We start from the raw sequence: 14581 nt of genomic DNA, 5'->3' as shown, positions 1-14581 counted from the left end.
TCGAAAGGCGTGCCCAGATGAACTAAACGCCCCGGGACGGATTGCCGTCCCGGGGCGTTTGGCGCCAAGGTTGCAGGGGGCCGACGCCACGGCCGCCCACCGACGCTGGAACGACGATACGATGCCCGCTGCGCTCGGAGGCCCGCGCCTTCTGCTGCGCCGCCTCCGCGAAGCCATGGCGGAGCCGGTGAGCCCGCAGGCGCGTCTCGACCGGATCGTCGTCCTGATCGCGGCGAACGTGGTGGCCGAGGTCTGCTCGGTCTACGTCCTGCGGGACGACAACATCCTCGAACTCTTCGCCACCGAGGGCCTGAACCGCGAGGCGGTGCATCTCACCCGGTTGCGCGCCGACGAGGGCCTCGTCGGCCTGATCGCCTCGACGGCCGAGCCCCTGGCCCTGTCCGACGCGCAGAAGCACCCGGCCTTCTCCTACCGGCCGGAGACCGGGGAGGAGGTCTACCACGCCTTCCTCGGCGTGCCCCTGCTGCGGGCCGGGCACACGCTCGGCGTGCTGACCGTCCAGAACAAGACCTACCGGGTCTATTCCGAGGAGGAGATCGAGGCGCTCCAGACCACCGCGATGGTGCTCTCGGAGATGATCGCCTCGGGCGAGCTCGACGGGCTCGGCTCGCAGGCGAGCGCCGCCTCGAGGCGCCCGGTGATGGCGCGGGGCGTCGCCCTGTCGGACGGGATCGGGCTCGGCCACGTGGTGCTGCACGAGCCGCGCCTCGTGGTGAAGACCCTGATCGCCGAGAACGTCGACCGCGAGGTGCAGCGGCTCGACTCCGCCATCGGCAGCGTGCGCTCGGCCATCGACGCCCTGGTGGAGCGGGGGGACCGCATCGGCACCGCCGAGTCCCGCGAGGTGCTCGAGACCGTGCGGATGTTCGCCCACGACCAGGGGTGGCTGCGGCGGATGCGCGAGGCCGTCGCCTCGGGCCTCACCGCCGAGGCCGCGGTGGAGCGGGTGCAGTCGGACAACCGGGCGCGGATGCTGCGCCAGTCCGACCCGTACCTGCGCGAGCGCCTGCACGACCTCGACGACCTCGCCAACCGCCTGCTGCGCGCCCTGATCGGCCCGGGGGCGGCGGGGCATGCGGCCCTGCCCGAGAACGCCATCCTGGTGGCGCGGACCATGGGCCCGGCGGCGCTCCTCGACTACGATTCGGGCACGTTGCGCGGGATCGTGCTGGAAGAGGGCGGGCCCACGAGCCACGTCGCCATCGTGGCGCGGGCGCTGGGCATCCCCGCCGTGGGCGAGGTGGAGAACGCCACGGCGCTGTGCGAATCCGGCGACGCGATCATCGTGGACGGCGTGGCGGGGGAGATCCACGTCCGCCCCGGCCCGGAGATCGAGTCGTCCTACGCCGAGATGGTGCGCCTGCGCGCCCGGCGGCAGGAGCAGTACCGCGCCCTGCGCGACGTGGCGGCCGTCACCCGCGACGGGATGAAGGTCGGGCTCCACCTCAATGCCGGGCTGCTGATCGACTTCAGCCATCTGGAGGAGACCGGGGCGGAGGGCGTCGGCCTGTTCCGCACCGAGCTGCAGTTCATGGTGGCGCAGCGGATGCCCTCGGCCGCCGAGCAGCAGGCGCTGTACCGGCAGGCCTTCGCCGCCTCGGGCGGGCGGCCCGTGACCGTGCGCACCCTGGACATCGGCGGCGACAAGATCCTCCCCTACATGGCCAAGCTGGAGGAGGAGAACCCGGCGCTCGGCTGGCGGGCGATCCGCATCGGCCTGGACCGGCCCGCCCTGCTGCGGATGCAGCTGCGCGCGCTCCTCAAGGCGGCCGAGGGGCGGCCCCTGAAGATCATGTTCCCGATGGTGGCCACCGTCCACGAATTCACCCAGGCGCGGGAGATCGTGGAGCGGGAGAAGGCCCACCTCGCCCGGCACGGCTATCCGCTGCCCCACCCCTGCGAGCTCGGGGCGATGGTCGAGGTGCCCTCGCTCCTGTTCCAGATCGACGAGATCGCCCGGGAGGCGGATTTCCTCTCGGTGGGCTCCAACGACCTGATGCAGTTCCTGTTCGCGGTGGACCGGGAGAACCGGCGCGTGGCCGACCGGTTCGATCCGCTCTCGGTGGCGGCCCTGCGGGCCTTCCGCCTCATCGCGGAGAGGGCGAACGCGGCCGACTGCCCGGTGACGGTCTGCGGCGAGATCGGCGGACGCCCCCTCGACGCCATGGCGCTGATCGGGCTCGGCTTCCGCAACCTCTCCATGTCCCCCGCCGCCATCGGCCCCGTGAAGGCGATGGTGCTGGGCCTCGACGCGGGTGAGGTCGCCCGGCTGATCGAGGCCGAGATGGCCTCCATGCACGACGGCCAGACCCTGCGCCCGCTGCTCACCGCCTACGCCCACGACAACGGCGTGCCGATCTAGCGCAAGTGTCTGAGGGTGAGTCGGTCCCACCCCTCGACCTCATCCTGAGGTGCGGCGAAGCCGCTTCCAAGGAGGGCTCCAGGGATCGCGCGGCCGGCTGCGGCCCTCCTTCGAGGCCGACGCTGCGCGCCGGCACCTCAGGATGAGGGGGGGAGGGTGGGACCGGCGGTCTGCATCCCCGAACGTCCCCGCCCGCCACCCCCGTCGTTGCGGGGCGGGGCCGAAGCGCTCCAGAGCGCGGCTCATCCGGACGAGGCGGCGCCGTCTGGAATGCTTCGCGTTGCGCGCAATGGCGGCGTTGGCGGCAGGGCGCGCCCGCCTCCGGCCACGTTCCCGATGGCGGGGCAGGCCCATGTTGCGCCCCCTGCCACCTTGCGAAACCTTCCGCCGGGGTTGTACCCCCTCGCGGAACCAGGGCGACACACCGACGTCCCCACAGAACAACCGGGCGATGATACCTTTTCCCCCCGACCGACTCGACGCCATCCTCGTCCGGCACGACCTCGTCACCGCGCAGCTCGCCTCCGGCGAGGGCGAGTCCGAGACCGTCGTGCAGCTCTCGCGCGAATTGTCCGACCTCGACCCCGTGGTGGCGGCGATCCGCGCCTACCGGGCGGCCCTCGACAACCTGACGGGCATCGAGGCGATGATCGACGAGGCAGGGACCGACCCGGAGATGCGGGCGCTCGCCGCCGAGGAGAAGCCGGAGGCCGAGGAGGGGCTGGAGGCCGCCCACCGCGCCCTGCAGCTGATGCTCCTTCCGAAGGATGCGGCCGACGAGAAGAGTGCCATCCTCGAAATCCGCGCCGGCACCGGCGGGGACGAGGCGGCCCTGTTCGCGGGCGACCTGTTCCGCATGTACGCCAAGTACGCGGAGACGAAGGGCTGGCGCGTCGAGGTGGTCTCGGAGAGCGAGGGCACGGTGGGGGGCTTCCGCGAGGTCATCGCCGAAGTGAAGGGCCGGGGCGTCTTCGCCCGGATGAAGTTCGAGAGCGGCGCCCACCGGGTGCAGCGGGTGCCGGACACCGAGACGCAGGGGCGCATCCACACCTCGGCGGCCACCGTCGCCGTACTGCCGGAGGCGGAGGAGGTCGATATCGTCGTCAACGACGCCGACCTGAAGATCGACACGATGCGCGCCCAGGGCGCGGGCGGCCAGCACGTCAACAAGACGGAGTCGGCGATCCGCATCACCCACATGCCGACGGGGATCGTGGTCTTCGTCCAGGAGGAGCGCTCGCAGCACAAGAACCGGGCGCGGGCGATGTCGCTGCTGCGGGCGAAGCTCTACGACGCCGAGCGCACCGCCAAGGATTCCGTCCGGGCCGCCGACCGCAAGGCGCAGGTCGGCTCCGGGGACCGCTCGGAGCGCATCCGCACCTACAATTTCCCGCAGGGGCGGGTGACCGACCACCGGATCAACCTGACCCTCTACAAGCTCGAAGAGGTGATGGCCGGCACCGCCCTCGACGAGGTGGTGGACGCGCTGATCGCCGAGCATCAGGCGGAGCTGCTCGCCGCCGAGGGGATGGCGTGAGCGGGGAGGGCGGCCTCGACGCCTCCGCGAGCCGCCGCGCCGCCCTGCGCCACGCCGCCGCCCGCCTCGCCGCCTCGGGCATCGCGGATGGCGCGCGGGACGCCCGCTTCCTCCTCATGGGGCTCCTTGGCCTCACCCCCCGCGACCTCGCCCTCGACGGGGACCGCCCCCTCGGCGAGGCGGCGCCGCGCCTCGCCGCGGCGCTGGCCCGGCGGGCGGCCGGCGAGCCGGTGGCGCGGATCCTCGGGGCCTGGGAGTTCTGGGGCCTGCCCTTCGCCCTCGTCCCCGACACCCTGGTGCCGCGCCCCGACACCGAGACGGTGGTGGAGGCGGCCCTGGCCGCCTTGCCCGACCGGCGCGCGCCCCTGCGGATCCTCGATCTCGGCACCGGCTCGGGCTGCATCCTCGTCGCCCTGCTGACGGAGCTGCCGGGCGCCACCGGCCTGGGGCTGGACCGCGCGGAGGCGGCGCTCCGGGCCGCCCGCGCCAACGCCGCGGTCAACGGCGTCGGCGACCGGGCCCATTTCGTCCGCGGGGACTGGTGCGAGGCCCTGCGCGGGCCCTTCGACCTCGTGGTCTCAAACCCGCCCTACATCGCCGCAGGGACGATCCCCGGCCTCGCCCGGGAGGTGGCCGCGCACGATCCCCGCGCCGCCCTCGACGGGGGCGCGGACGGGCTCGACGCCTACCGGCGGATCCTGGGCGGCCTCGCCGCGGGCCGGGTGCCGAGGTCGGGCGCGCCCGTCGTGCTGGAGATCGGCTACGATCAGGCGCAGGCGGTGCGGGATATCGGCATCGCCGACGGCCTGATCTTCGAGACACTATCGCGTGATCTGGCCGGGCACGACCGCGCCCTGACATTCAGGTATTGACGTCCCGCACAGGGCCGCCGGGAGCCCCGTTCCCCATGCACTCCCGGCGCTCCGCCGTGCTTCCGGATGGGACGACGGGCCGGGAAGCTCGAAAAAAGCTTGTTGGTGCGCATTGGAGACGATAGAGTCCGCTTGAAGATCGCGAACGTTTCGTTAAGACGAGCCGCGATAGGGTCGGTGGAGACCACGGCCGCCACGTAGTTTGCCGACCCCCTCAAGATCCGGAACAGGGTGTACGCGAGGCTCGCGCGCCGGTCCGGTACCGCTCGAACCTGACAACCTGCTTGTGTGCCGCGCCGCTCCCTCGGCCTGCGACGCGAGGGGCGGATCAGGCGGCCGGTGAGGTTCGTGCGAGGTTTTGCACGGCTGCTCTCGGGCAGAACGCGTCGGGACGGCGCATCGAAGCCGCGTGCGAACCCGAACGTCCCTGTAATTTGTCTGGCGTGAACTGAGGGTCACTGAAGACCGATGAGACCGAACCAGAATCGACGGATGCGCGGGCGCAACCGCCCCAAGGGTCCCAATCCGCTGACGCGCTCGTACGAATCGAACGGCCCCGACGTCAAGATCCGCGGTACCGCTCAGCACATCGCCGACAAGTACGCCCAGCTCGCCCGAGACGCGCTGGCGGCCGGCGATCCCGTGGCGGCCGAGAACTACTTCCAGCACGGCGAGCATTACTTCCGGATCATCTCCGGCGCCGCCCAGGAGCAGAGCCGTCCGATCGCGGGCGGCTATGCCTCGCGCGCCTTCGACGAGGACGGCGAAGAGGGTGACGAGGAGGTCCAGGGCCAGGGCGGCCAGTCCAATGGCCAGGGCTATAACGGCCAGGGCTACGGGCAGGACGAGTACGGCGATCCGGGCCAGCAATCCCAGCCCTACGAGGCGCGCCAGGATTCCTACCAGGACGGCGGGCGCCAGAACCGCGACCGCTTCCAGAACCGCGACCAGCGCCGCTTCGACGGCCAGCCGCGCCAGGACAACGCCGGCCGGCAGGATTACGGCCGCGACCGCCAGCGGCAGGACAACGGCCGCCAGGACGGAAACCGGCAGGACTACAACCGCCAGGAATATCCGCGGCAGGAATACCGCGGGCAGGAGAATGGCCGCCAGGATCAGCCGCGACAGGACCAACCGCGTCAGGACCAGCCGCGCCAGGACCAGCCGCGACAGGACTACCAGCGGGCCGAGGGCTCCCGGGGCGAGCGGCAGGACTACCGCGAAAACCGCCAGGAGCGTCAGGACCGCCCCGAGCGCCAGGACCGGTCCGAGCGCCAGGAGCAGCGCCGCGACTTCCGCGCCGAGGCGCCCCGCAGCGAGTTCCAGCGCCCCGCCGAGACCGCCACCCCCCGCCGGGAGCGTCGGCGCGAGGAGCCGGCCGCCGTGGCGGAGGAGACGGCTGCGGCCCTGCCCGCGTTCCTGATGGCTCCGGCCCGCCCGGCCGCGGCCGCCGCCACACCCGAGCCCGAGCAGCCCCCGGCCGCCGTCGAGACCGCGGCGGAAGAGGCCCCCGCGCCCAAGCCCCGTCGCCGTCGCCGGCCGCGCTTCGAAGGCGCAGCCACCGAGGCCGGCGAGGGCGGCACGCCGCCCGCCGGCGAGACCCCGACCGAGTGAGACGACCCCGCCGCCCCGGCCTTCGCCCCCTGGTGAAGCCGTCCGGGGCGGCGCGGGGATTGTCCTGAACCGCCGGGCTGTCTATCCCGCGTCGGCCGCAAACCCTGGACCCCGATGGCCCATCTGCCTCGACGCCTCCTCGCCGGACTGCTGGTGCTCTCGGGCCCCGCGCTCGCGGCGCCGGCCCCGCCCGATGCGGCCGCGGCCCCCGCATCGCCCCCCGTCATCCTCGCCAACCACCGGGCGGTCTACGACCTGTCGCTGGGCGGCAGCACGGGCAGCCGCCCCGTCGAGGCGGCCCGCGGGCGCATCGTCATCGATTTCCGGGGCGATGCCTGCCGGGGCTACACGATGCAGACCCGGCAGGTCACGGAGCTGACCTCCGGCGAGACCGGAAGCCGCGTCTCGGACCTGCGCAGCACCACCTTCGAGAGCGGGCAGGGGCGAGACTTCCGCTTCAAGACCACCACCGTCTCGGACGGCAGCACCTCCGCCCCCGTCGATGGCACGGCGACGGAGGGGGACGACGGGCTGAGCGTGAAGCTCAAGGGCAAGGGCAAGCCCTTCACCAGCGAGGGGCCGGTCCTCTTCCCCAGCGCCCACATGCGCCGGCTGGTCGAAGCGGGGCGGGCCGGGCAGGCCACCCTGTCGGTGAAGGTCTACGACGGCTCCGACGACGGCCGGAAGGTCTACGACACCTTCGCGGTGATCGGGCCCGCCTCCACGGGCGCGGCCACCGGTCCGGAGGGGGAGGGCGACAAGCCGCTCCAGTCCGGCCCCATCGCCGCCATGCGCCACTGGCCCGTGAAGCTGACCTACTACACCGAGGGCGTCGGCGAGCGCACGCCGATCTACACGCTGAGCTTCGACCTCTACGAGAACGGCGTCAGCGGCCGGATCAAGCTCGACTACGGCGACTTTGCCCTGAACGGCACCATGACCGCCCTCGACCTGGAGGCCGACAAGCCGGCCAAGGAGTCCGACAAGGGCTGTACGCCCTGACGGGCGGCTTCGGTCACCACCGCCGTCCTTGCCCTCCACACCCGTCACCGCCCCCCGCCGCCGTCATTAGCGAGCGCAGCAAAGCAACCCAGGATAGCGGGCCGTGTCCGGACGTGGCGGATCCCTGGATCGCGTCGCAGCGCTCGCAATGACGGGTGTGGGTGGGACTGACGGCGGTGGAATCGGTGGCGGCAGTCCCCGGCGTCCCCCGGCCCGAAAGAAAGCCCTACATCCACTCGTCGTCAGGGGCGGGGGAGAGGCGGTGCCAGGCGGTGACGATGCGCTCCGGCTTCACGGCGAGGGCGTTCGCGCAGGCGATCAGCACCGGCTCGTGCCCGGCCACGTAGTCCAGCACGCCCGCCAGGAAGGCCGGGTCGCCGGCACCCGCCCGGACGGCTTCGACATCGAGCCCCGTCGTGGCGAGGAAGGGGAAAAGACGGTCCTCGTCCCCCACGATCCACAGCAGAACATCGACGGCGAGGCTTTCCGCCGGGTCATCCGCTTGATGCGGTTTGCCTTTCGTCAACATGTAACCCTTAAAACCGACGCAATGGGGCTGATGGGTCCTTCATCATAATCGGCTCTGACCGAGGCAAGGAACCATGTCGAAGACGGTGCTGATCGTCGAGGACAACGAACTGAACATGAAGCTGTTCAACGACCTCCTCGAGGCGAACGGCTACGCGACCCTGAAGACCGCCAACGGCATCGAGGCGATCGAGCTCGCCCGCGCCCATCATCCGGACCTGATCCTGATGGACATCCAGCTGCCGGAGGTGTCCGGCCTGGAAGTCACCAAGTGGCTGAAGGAGGACGACGATCTGAAGTCGATTCCGATCATCGCCATCACGGCCTTCGCCATGAAGGGCGACGAAGAGCGGATCCGGGAGGGCGGCTGCGAGGCTTATCTCTCCAAGCCCATCTCGGTCGCGAAGTTTTTGGCAACTGTTCGCGCTTATCTTGAGCCGAAATGACGCGTCGGGGGAGCAATCCTCCGTCGCGGGGCCGTTAGCCCCGCCCGGAGGGCGAGACGAGCGGCCGCCCGAAGCGAGGTAGCATGTCGGCCCGCGTCCTGATCGTCGATGACCTGTTTCCGAACGTCAAGCTGCTCGAAACCAAGCTCGGGCTCGAATATTTCGACACGCTCGCGGCGATGAACGGGCCGGATGCCATCGCGATCTGCGAGAAGGGCCTCTGCGACCTCGTGCTGCTCGACGTGATGATGCCGGGCATGGACGGCTTCGAGGTGTGCCGCCGCCTGAAGAGCAACCCCGTCACCGCCCACATCCCGGTGGTGATGGTTACCGCCCTCGACCAGCCCTCCGACCGCCTGAAGGGCCTCGATGCGGGCGCCGACGACTTCCTCACCAAGCCGGTGGACGACACCGCCCTGTTCACCCGCGTGCGCAGCCTCGTGCGCCTCAAGGCGGTGACCGACGAGCTGCGCCAGCGCGCGCTCGCCTCCCGCGCCTACGGGATGGGCGACCCCCTCGTCACCGCCACCGCCGAGACCGGCCTCGACGCGGGCATCCTCCTCGTGGAGGACCGCCCCGGCGCCGCCGACCGGATGGCGCTCGCCCTGCGGCAGCACCACCGCGTCACGGTGGAGGCGGACCCGCACGCGGCGATCCAGGTGGCGGCGGAGGGGGAGTTCGACCTCGCCCTGGTGAGCCTCGACCTGGAGGGCCATGACGGCCTGCGCCTGTGCAGCCAGCTCCGGTCCCTCGACCGGACGCGGGGCATGCCCCTCATCATGGTGGCCGAGGCCCACGAGCGCGCCCGCATCACCCGCGGGCTGGATTTCGGCGTCCACGACTACCTGATGCGCCCCGTCGATCGGAACGAGCTGCTGGCCCGCGTCCGCACGCAGGTCCGGCGCAGGCGCTTCTCGGACGTGCTGCGCGGGGCGATGCAGGCCTCCCTGCAGATGGCGGTGACCGACGTCCTGACCGGACTGCACAACCGCCGCTACCTCGACAACCATCTCGGCGTGCTGTTCGCCGACGACACCCTGCGCCACCGGCCCCTGGCGGCGCTGATCCTCGACATCGACCGCTTCAAGGCGATCAACGACACCTACGGCCACGAGGCGGGCGACGAGGTGCTGCGCGCCTTCGCCGAGCGCGTGCGCCAGCACACGCGGCCCATCGACATCGTCTCCCGCTACGGCGGCGAGGAGATCGTGGTGATCCTGCCCGATGCCGGCCTCGCCGAGGCCCACACCATCGCCGAGCGCATCCGCGAGCGGGTCGAGGCCGCGCCCTTCGCCGTGCAGCGGGAGACGCGCACCCTGAACGTCACGGTCTCCATCGGCGTGGCGATCCGCTGCCCGGGCGATGCCTCCCCGGGGGACATGCTGCGCCGGGCGGACGAGGGCCTCTACGAGGCGAAGGCCGCGGGCCGCAACCGGGTGGTCGCCCAGGCCGCCTGACGGGTCCCGCCTGTGGGCGGACGCCGGAAAGGTTGACAGCGTCGGGCTTTGCGCCAACACCCTGCGCCCGCCGCAGCCGGGGTCCGAACCGGGCGTGCGACCGTCCACGACTCGAATACGGAACCCCATGGCGGCGACGCGCTCCTATCTCGATTTCGAGAAGCCGGTGGCCGAGCTCGAAGCGAAGCTCGAAGAACTGCGCGCCGTGGGCAGCCAGGACGGCGCGGTGGCGATCAGCGAGGAAGTCGGCCGGCTGGAGGCGAAGGCCCGGCAGGCCCTGGCCGAGATCTACGCGGCCCTGACGCCCTGGCAGAAGACGCAGGTCGCCCGGCACCCGCAGCGCCCGCACTTCATCGATTACTGCGCCGGCCTGATCAGCGAGTTCACCCCGCTGGCGGGGGACCGCACCTTCGGCGAGGACGAGGCCATCGTCGGCGGCTTCGGCCGGTTCCGCGGGCGGCCGGTCTGCGTGCTCGGGCAGGAGAAGGGCGCGACGACGGAGGCGCGCCTGCGCCACAATTTCGGGATGGCCCGGCCCGAGGGCTACCGCAAGGCGGTGCGCCTGATGGAGACCGCCGACCGGTTCGGCCTGCCGGTGATCGCCTTCGTGGACACGGCCGGCGCCTATCCCGGCATCGAGGCGGAGGAGCGCGGGCAGGCCGAGGCCATCGCCCGCTCGACGGAGGCCTGCCTCGGCCTGTCGGTGCCGAACGTGGCCGTGGTGATCGGGGAGGGGGGCTCCGGCGGGGCCATCGCCCTCGCCACCGCCAACCGGGTGCTGATGCTGGAACACGCGATCTACGGGGTGATCTCGCCGGAGGGCGCGGCCTCGATCCTGTGGCGCGACGGGGGCCGCGCCCACGAGGCCGCCACCGCCATGAAGATCACCGCCCAGGACCTCCTGCGGCTCGGCGTCATCGACGGGATCATCCCCGAGGCCATCGGCGGGGCGCACCGGGACCGGGACGGCGCCATCCAGGCCACGGGCCAAGCCATCGCCGACTCCCTCGCCCTGTTCGAGGGGGCCGAGCCCGCCGCCATCCGCGACCGGCGGGCGGAGAAGTTCCTCGAGATCGGCAGGCGCCTGTGAGCGCAGCGGCCCGGCGGCTGCGCGGGACGCTCCAGCGCCTCGGCCGCCGCCTCGGCCGCCCGCTGGGCCGCCGCGACACGCGCGAGCCGGGGGCGTTCAACACCGTCTCCCTCGGCTGCAACTGCCAGATGGCCCATGTCCTGAAGACCCTCGACCTGCGTGCGTGGTCCGGGCCGTTCGACTGGCTGTTCTCCATGCCGGGGATGGTCCGCGATTGCCTCGCCGACGATTTCGCCACGCTCACCGACCGGGCCCAGCTCGAGAGCATCCCCGAGGCGGAGCGGCGCGGGCCGGACATCTGGAAGGGCCGCCACCGGCTCTACCGGGAGCGCCACGGCCTCGAATGCGTCTTCAACCACCACGATCCGGCCCGCGACCCGGCGGATTACGCCTTCCTGACCGAGGGCGTGCGCCGGCTGCGGACGGCCCTCGACACCCCTGGCACCCGCAACCGCCTGTGGATGATGACACACCTCTACACCCCCCGCCCGGTGGTGGAGGAGATCGACGCGCTGCTCGGCCGGCGGGCGAGCACCAATCATCTCACCTTCCTCCAGCTCGAGACCGGCGGGGAACGGGTGGAGGTGACCGAACGCTCCGATCCAAGCCCGAGCCTGCGCTGGCTGACGGTCGGCACCCCCACCGCGCCGATCGGCCTGCGCCTTGCCGACCCGGCGGACGACGCCGCGCTGGTGGCCCTGATCCGCGCGGAGGCCGACTGGCAGCCGGCCCGGCTCCACTGACCCAAGGCCGCGGCGCCTCACCCCGCGCGACCGTTCAACCGCTCGCTCAGGAAGTCGACCACCGCCCGGACCCGCGCGGGCATGGCGGGACCGCCGACGAGGACCGCGTGGATCGCCCCCCGATCCTGCGGATCGAACGGTTCGAGGCGCGGCACGAGCCGCCCCGCCGCCGCCCTCGCCACGGGAAAACGGTGGATCGCCGGGCCGGGTGCGCGGGCGGTGTTGCCACCGCGCCCTTGCGGTAACGAAGCCGCAAGCTTAACGACGGTAGAGGGTTGGGGAGTGGCGCCCGAGATCGGCCGATGCCAACGGCCTCCGGGCGAGAGTTCGAGGACGAGGTTCCCCATGACGGCGCGTCCCGCGACTGCGAGGATGCTGGCGGCCGCTGCCTTGACCGCCCTGTTGCTCGGCGCCTGCCAGGATGGCAGCGGGATCAACGGTCCCACGGCCCGTAGCATCGCTCCCATCGCCTCGCAGACCCTTGCTCTGATGCAGACCAAGGGGATGCAGCAATCCGACCCGATCCTAATCCGCGCCTACAAGAAGGAAGCGGAGATGGAGGTGTGGAAGAAGGGCGGCGACGGCCGCTACGCCCTGCTCAAGACCTACCCGATCTGCCGCTGGTCGGGCCAGCTCGGCCCGAAGACCCGCGAGGGGGATCGCCAGACGCCGGAGGGCTTCTACACGATCACGCCGGGCCTGATGAACCCGAACTCGTCGTACTACCTCTCCTTCGACACCGGCTTCCCCAACGCCGTCGACCGGGCGAACGGCCGCTCCGGCCGCTTCCTGATGGTGCATGGCACCTGCTCGTCGGCGGGCTGCTTCGCCATGACCGACGCCTCGATCGCCGAGATCTACGCCATCGCCCGCGAGGCGTTCTCGGGCGGCCAGCGCAGCTTCCAGTTCCAGTCCTACCCGTTCCGGATGACGGCCCGGAACATGGCCAAGTTCCGGAACGACCCGAACGCGCCGTTCTGGCGCAACCTGAAGGAAGGGTCCGATTATTTCGAGGCCCTGCGGGACGAGCCGAAGGTCGGCGCCTGCGGCACCCGCTACGTCTTCGGCGGGGGGGATGTGGCGGCGGGTTCGTGCAAGCCGAAGCTCGACCCACAGGTGGTCGAGAAGCGCGAGCAGGACGAGCGCGAGATCGCGGAACTCGTGGCGAAGGGCACGCCGTCGGTGCGGATGGCCTATCAGGACGGCGGCCAGAACCCGGTCTTCCGCCCCCAGAACGACCCGACCACGTTCGCGAGCCTCGGCGGCACCGAGACGGTGCTGCCCTACGATGCCAAGGAGTTCGGGCGCCACAACCTCGGCGACGTGAGCCGGCCGGAGACCCTCGCCTTCGCGCCGGAAGAGGTCGAGATCGACGCCAAGGGCCGTCCGGTGATGCTCGCCGCCGCCCAGTCGCCCACCACCACGTCCTCCACCACGCCGAAGGCCGGGACCAAGGTTGGCGAGAAGGCGAAGGGCCCGGTGCGGCCCTCGCCGACCACCCTCATGGCGACCCGGCAGGAGGAGCCGGCGGCGGAGGCCAAGCCCGCGGGGGCGGAGAAGCCCTCCCGCCTCACGGTCGCCGACGCGGACGGCGAATCCGACGGCTACCAGAAGTTGCTCGGCACGCTGTTCACCAAGGAGAAGGCGGCCCCCGTCACCCCGGCGACGGATGCCGCGACGGCCGCGCCGGTGAAACTGGCGGCCCATATCGAGGCGTCGGCCCCGGTTCCGGCGGTGAAGACCGCCCACGGGGCGAAGCCCGCCGCCCACTCTGGCAAGGAGCAGGCCCACGACGCCGGCAAGCCCGCGCCCGCCAAGCCCGCCGCCAAGCAGACGGTGGCCAAGGTCGACGTGAAGCCCTGAGGCGCTCCGGGGCGGGGACCTCCAGACGGTCCCCGCCGTGCCGTGCCGCTCAGAGCAGCGGGCGGTCCCGGTTCATCAGCCACAGGGCGTGGACCGTCCCGGGCAACCAGCCCAGCACCCACAGCACGATGTTCAGCAGGAACTGCAGGCCGAACCCGGTCGTCATGAGCACAGCGATCGGCGGGAAGAAGATCGCGAGCAGGATACGGATGAGGCTGGACACGGGAACTCCGGCGCGGGTGGGGGTCGTTTCGGCGCGCTAACGAAGCGGGGCCGTTTGCGTTCCACCGGGCATGCGGCGTGTGTCGTCCCCCGATGCCGTATCGTGCTGCGTTGCTGAGCCTCCCTGCGGCCGCCTAGAATGGGGACCTGCCGCGTGCTCGATGAGGTGACGCCCATGGCGACCATGAACGTGAGCCTGTCGCCGGAGATGCTGGCCTTCGTGACCCACCTGACGCAGTCGGGGCGCTACGCCTCGGCGAGCGACGTGGTGCGCGATGGCCTTCGCCTCCTCGAACAGGAAAAAGCCGCCGAAGCCGAGAAACTCGATGCCCTCCGCCGGGAGATCGAGGTCGGCCTGTCCGACCTGGGCTCCGATCGCCTCACACGCCGTACCGCAGCCGATATCGCCAGGGACGTGATCCGGAACGCCGGCCGTGCGCCATAGGCTGACGCTTCGGGCCGAGCGGGATATCGAGGATATTCTTCGGGAGACGCTTCGAACGTTCGGGAACCGACAAGTCCAGGCCTACGCGGAAATCATCGATCGGGCCGTCGCCATGATCGTCGATGACCCGGAGCGCCCTTCCACGAGGAGCCGGACAGAGTTGGCGCCTGGGATCCGCTCCTTCCACATGGCGCATGCGAGCCCCCGGAGACGAGGGGCGTCGCATATCCTCTATTTCTCCGTCATCGCCGAGCGCCGGGAAGTGGTCGTGCTGAGGGTCCTGCACGAAAAGATGGAGCCTCGCCTGCGCGTGGGCGCGGACATGGTTCCGGCCGACCCGCCCCAGGATCCTTGCCCGTGAGGACCCGATCCATCTCCC

15 protein-coding genes are annotated in these 14581 nt (G+C 71.5%); 12 read left to right on the top strand and 3 right to left on the bottom strand.

Annotation, left to right across the window (positions count from 1 at the left end; translation table 11 throughout):
- Positions 1–121: 121 nt before the first annotated feature.
- From ptsP to MKK53_RS21165, 5 genes are all read left to right on the top strand, one after another.
- Entirely contained in the window at positions 122–2383 is a 2262-nt protein-coding gene (gene ptsP / locus MKK53_RS21185) for a phosphoenolpyruvate--protein phosphotransferase (protein ID WP_243930748.1), read from the top strand.
- 451 nt (positions 2384–2834) lie between these two features.
- The gene (gene prfA, locus MKK53_RS21180) at positions 2835–3920 is read left to right on the top strand and encodes a peptide chain release factor 1 (protein ID WP_243930747.1); all 1086 of its coding nucleotides are present in this window, start codon (positions 2835–2837) and stop codon (positions 3918–3920) included.
- Positions 3917–4792, top strand: coding sequence for a peptide chain release factor N(5)-glutamine methyltransferase (gene prmC / locus MKK53_RS21175; RefSeq protein ID WP_409564389.1), 876 nt, complete (start codon positions 3917–3919; stop codon positions 4790–4792). The genes prfA and prmC overlap by 4 nt, the downstream gene beginning before the upstream one ends.
- Positions 4793–5284: 492 nt before the next feature.
- A complete protein-coding gene (locus MKK53_RS21170; protein WP_243930746.1) occupies positions 5285–6406 on the top strand; it encodes a DUF4167 domain-containing protein in 1122 nt (373 codons plus the stop codon).
- Between the two features lie 114 nt (positions 6407–6520).
- Positions 6521–7408, top strand: coding sequence for a cell envelope integrity EipB family protein (locus tag MKK53_RS21165; protein WP_243930745.1), 888 nt, complete (start codon positions 6521–6523; stop codon positions 7406–7408).
- Positions 7409–7634: 226 nt separating this feature from the next.
- Here the strand turns inward: MKK53_RS21165 and MKK53_RS21160 are convergent, their stop codons facing one another.
- A complete protein-coding gene (locus MKK53_RS21160; protein WP_243930744.1) occupies positions 7635–7937 on the bottom strand; it encodes a DUF3572 domain-containing protein in 303 nt (100 codons plus the stop codon).
- 73 nt (positions 7938–8010) lie between these two features.
- On the opposite strand from MKK53_RS21160, the gene MKK53_RS21155 reads away from it, so the two are divergent.
- From MKK53_RS21155 to MKK53_RS21140, 4 genes are all read left to right on the top strand, one after another.
- Positions 8011–8382, top strand: a complete 372-nt coding sequence (locus MKK53_RS21155; RefSeq protein WP_243930743.1) for a response regulator — start codon at positions 8011–8013, stop codon at positions 8380–8382.
- A gap of 83 nt (positions 8383–8465) precedes the next feature.
- Positions 8466–9839, top strand: a complete 1374-nt coding sequence (locus MKK53_RS21150; protein ID WP_243930742.1) for a PleD family two-component system response regulator — start codon at positions 8466–8468, stop codon at positions 9837–9839.
- Between the two features lie 127 nt (positions 9840–9966).
- Positions 9967–10929, top strand: a complete 963-nt coding sequence (locus tag MKK53_RS21145) for an acetyl-CoA carboxylase carboxyltransferase subunit alpha (protein ID WP_243930741.1) — start codon at positions 9967–9969, stop codon at positions 10927–10929.
- Positions 10926–11672 (top strand): DUF1796 family putative cysteine peptidase, encoded by a 747-nt coding sequence (locus MKK53_RS21140; RefSeq protein WP_243930740.1) that lies wholly within the window; start codon positions 10926–10928, stop codon positions 11670–11672. The genes MKK53_RS21145 and MKK53_RS21140 overlap by 4 nt, the downstream gene beginning before the upstream one ends.
- Positions 11673–11689: 17 nt before the next feature.
- Here MKK53_RS21140 and MKK53_RS21135 read toward each other — a convergent pair whose 3' ends face one another.
- Positions 11690–11854, bottom strand: a complete 165-nt coding sequence (locus tag MKK53_RS21135; RefSeq protein ID WP_409564388.1) for a hypothetical protein — start codon at positions 11852–11854, stop codon at positions 11690–11692.
- 163 nt (positions 11855–12017) lie between these two features.
- Between MKK53_RS21135 and MKK53_RS21130 the strand changes: the two genes are divergently transcribed.
- Positions 12018–13535 carry a murein L,D-transpeptidase family protein gene (locus MKK53_RS21130; RefSeq protein WP_243930739.1) on the top strand — a complete coding sequence of 506 codons (1518 nt, stop codon included), beginning with the start codon at positions 12018–12020 and terminating at the stop codon, positions 13533–13535.
- A gap of 49 nt (positions 13536–13584) precedes the next feature.
- Here the strand turns inward: MKK53_RS21130 and MKK53_RS21125 are convergent, their stop codons facing one another.
- Positions 13585–13758: a YqaE/Pmp3 family membrane protein gene (locus tag MKK53_RS21125; RefSeq protein WP_243930738.1), complete on the bottom strand. Its 174-nt coding sequence runs from the start codon at positions 13756–13758 to the stop codon at positions 13585–13587.
- A 153-nt stretch (positions 13759–13911) separates the two neighbouring features.
- On the opposite strand from MKK53_RS21125, the gene MKK53_RS21120 reads away from it, so the two are divergent.
- Positions 13912–14202, top strand: coding sequence for a type II toxin-antitoxin system ParD family antitoxin (locus MKK53_RS21120; protein WP_243930737.1), 291 nt, complete (start codon positions 13912–13914; stop codon positions 14200–14202).
- Positions 14192–14563: a type II toxin-antitoxin system RelE/ParE family toxin gene (locus MKK53_RS21115; protein ID WP_243930736.1), complete on the top strand. Its 372-nt coding sequence runs from the start codon at positions 14192–14194 to the stop codon at positions 14561–14563. The genes MKK53_RS21120 and MKK53_RS21115 overlap by 11 nt, the downstream gene beginning before the upstream one ends.
- Positions 14564–14581: the final 18 nt, after the last annotated feature.

The organism is Methylobacterium sp. J-076 (genome assembly GCF_022829405.1).
Classification (GTDB): Bacteria; Pseudomonadota; Alphaproteobacteria; order Rhizobiales; family Beijerinckiaceae; genus Methylobacterium.
Note: the sequence above shows the minus strand (reverse complement) of the source record. Positions and strands in the feature narration are given on the sequence as shown.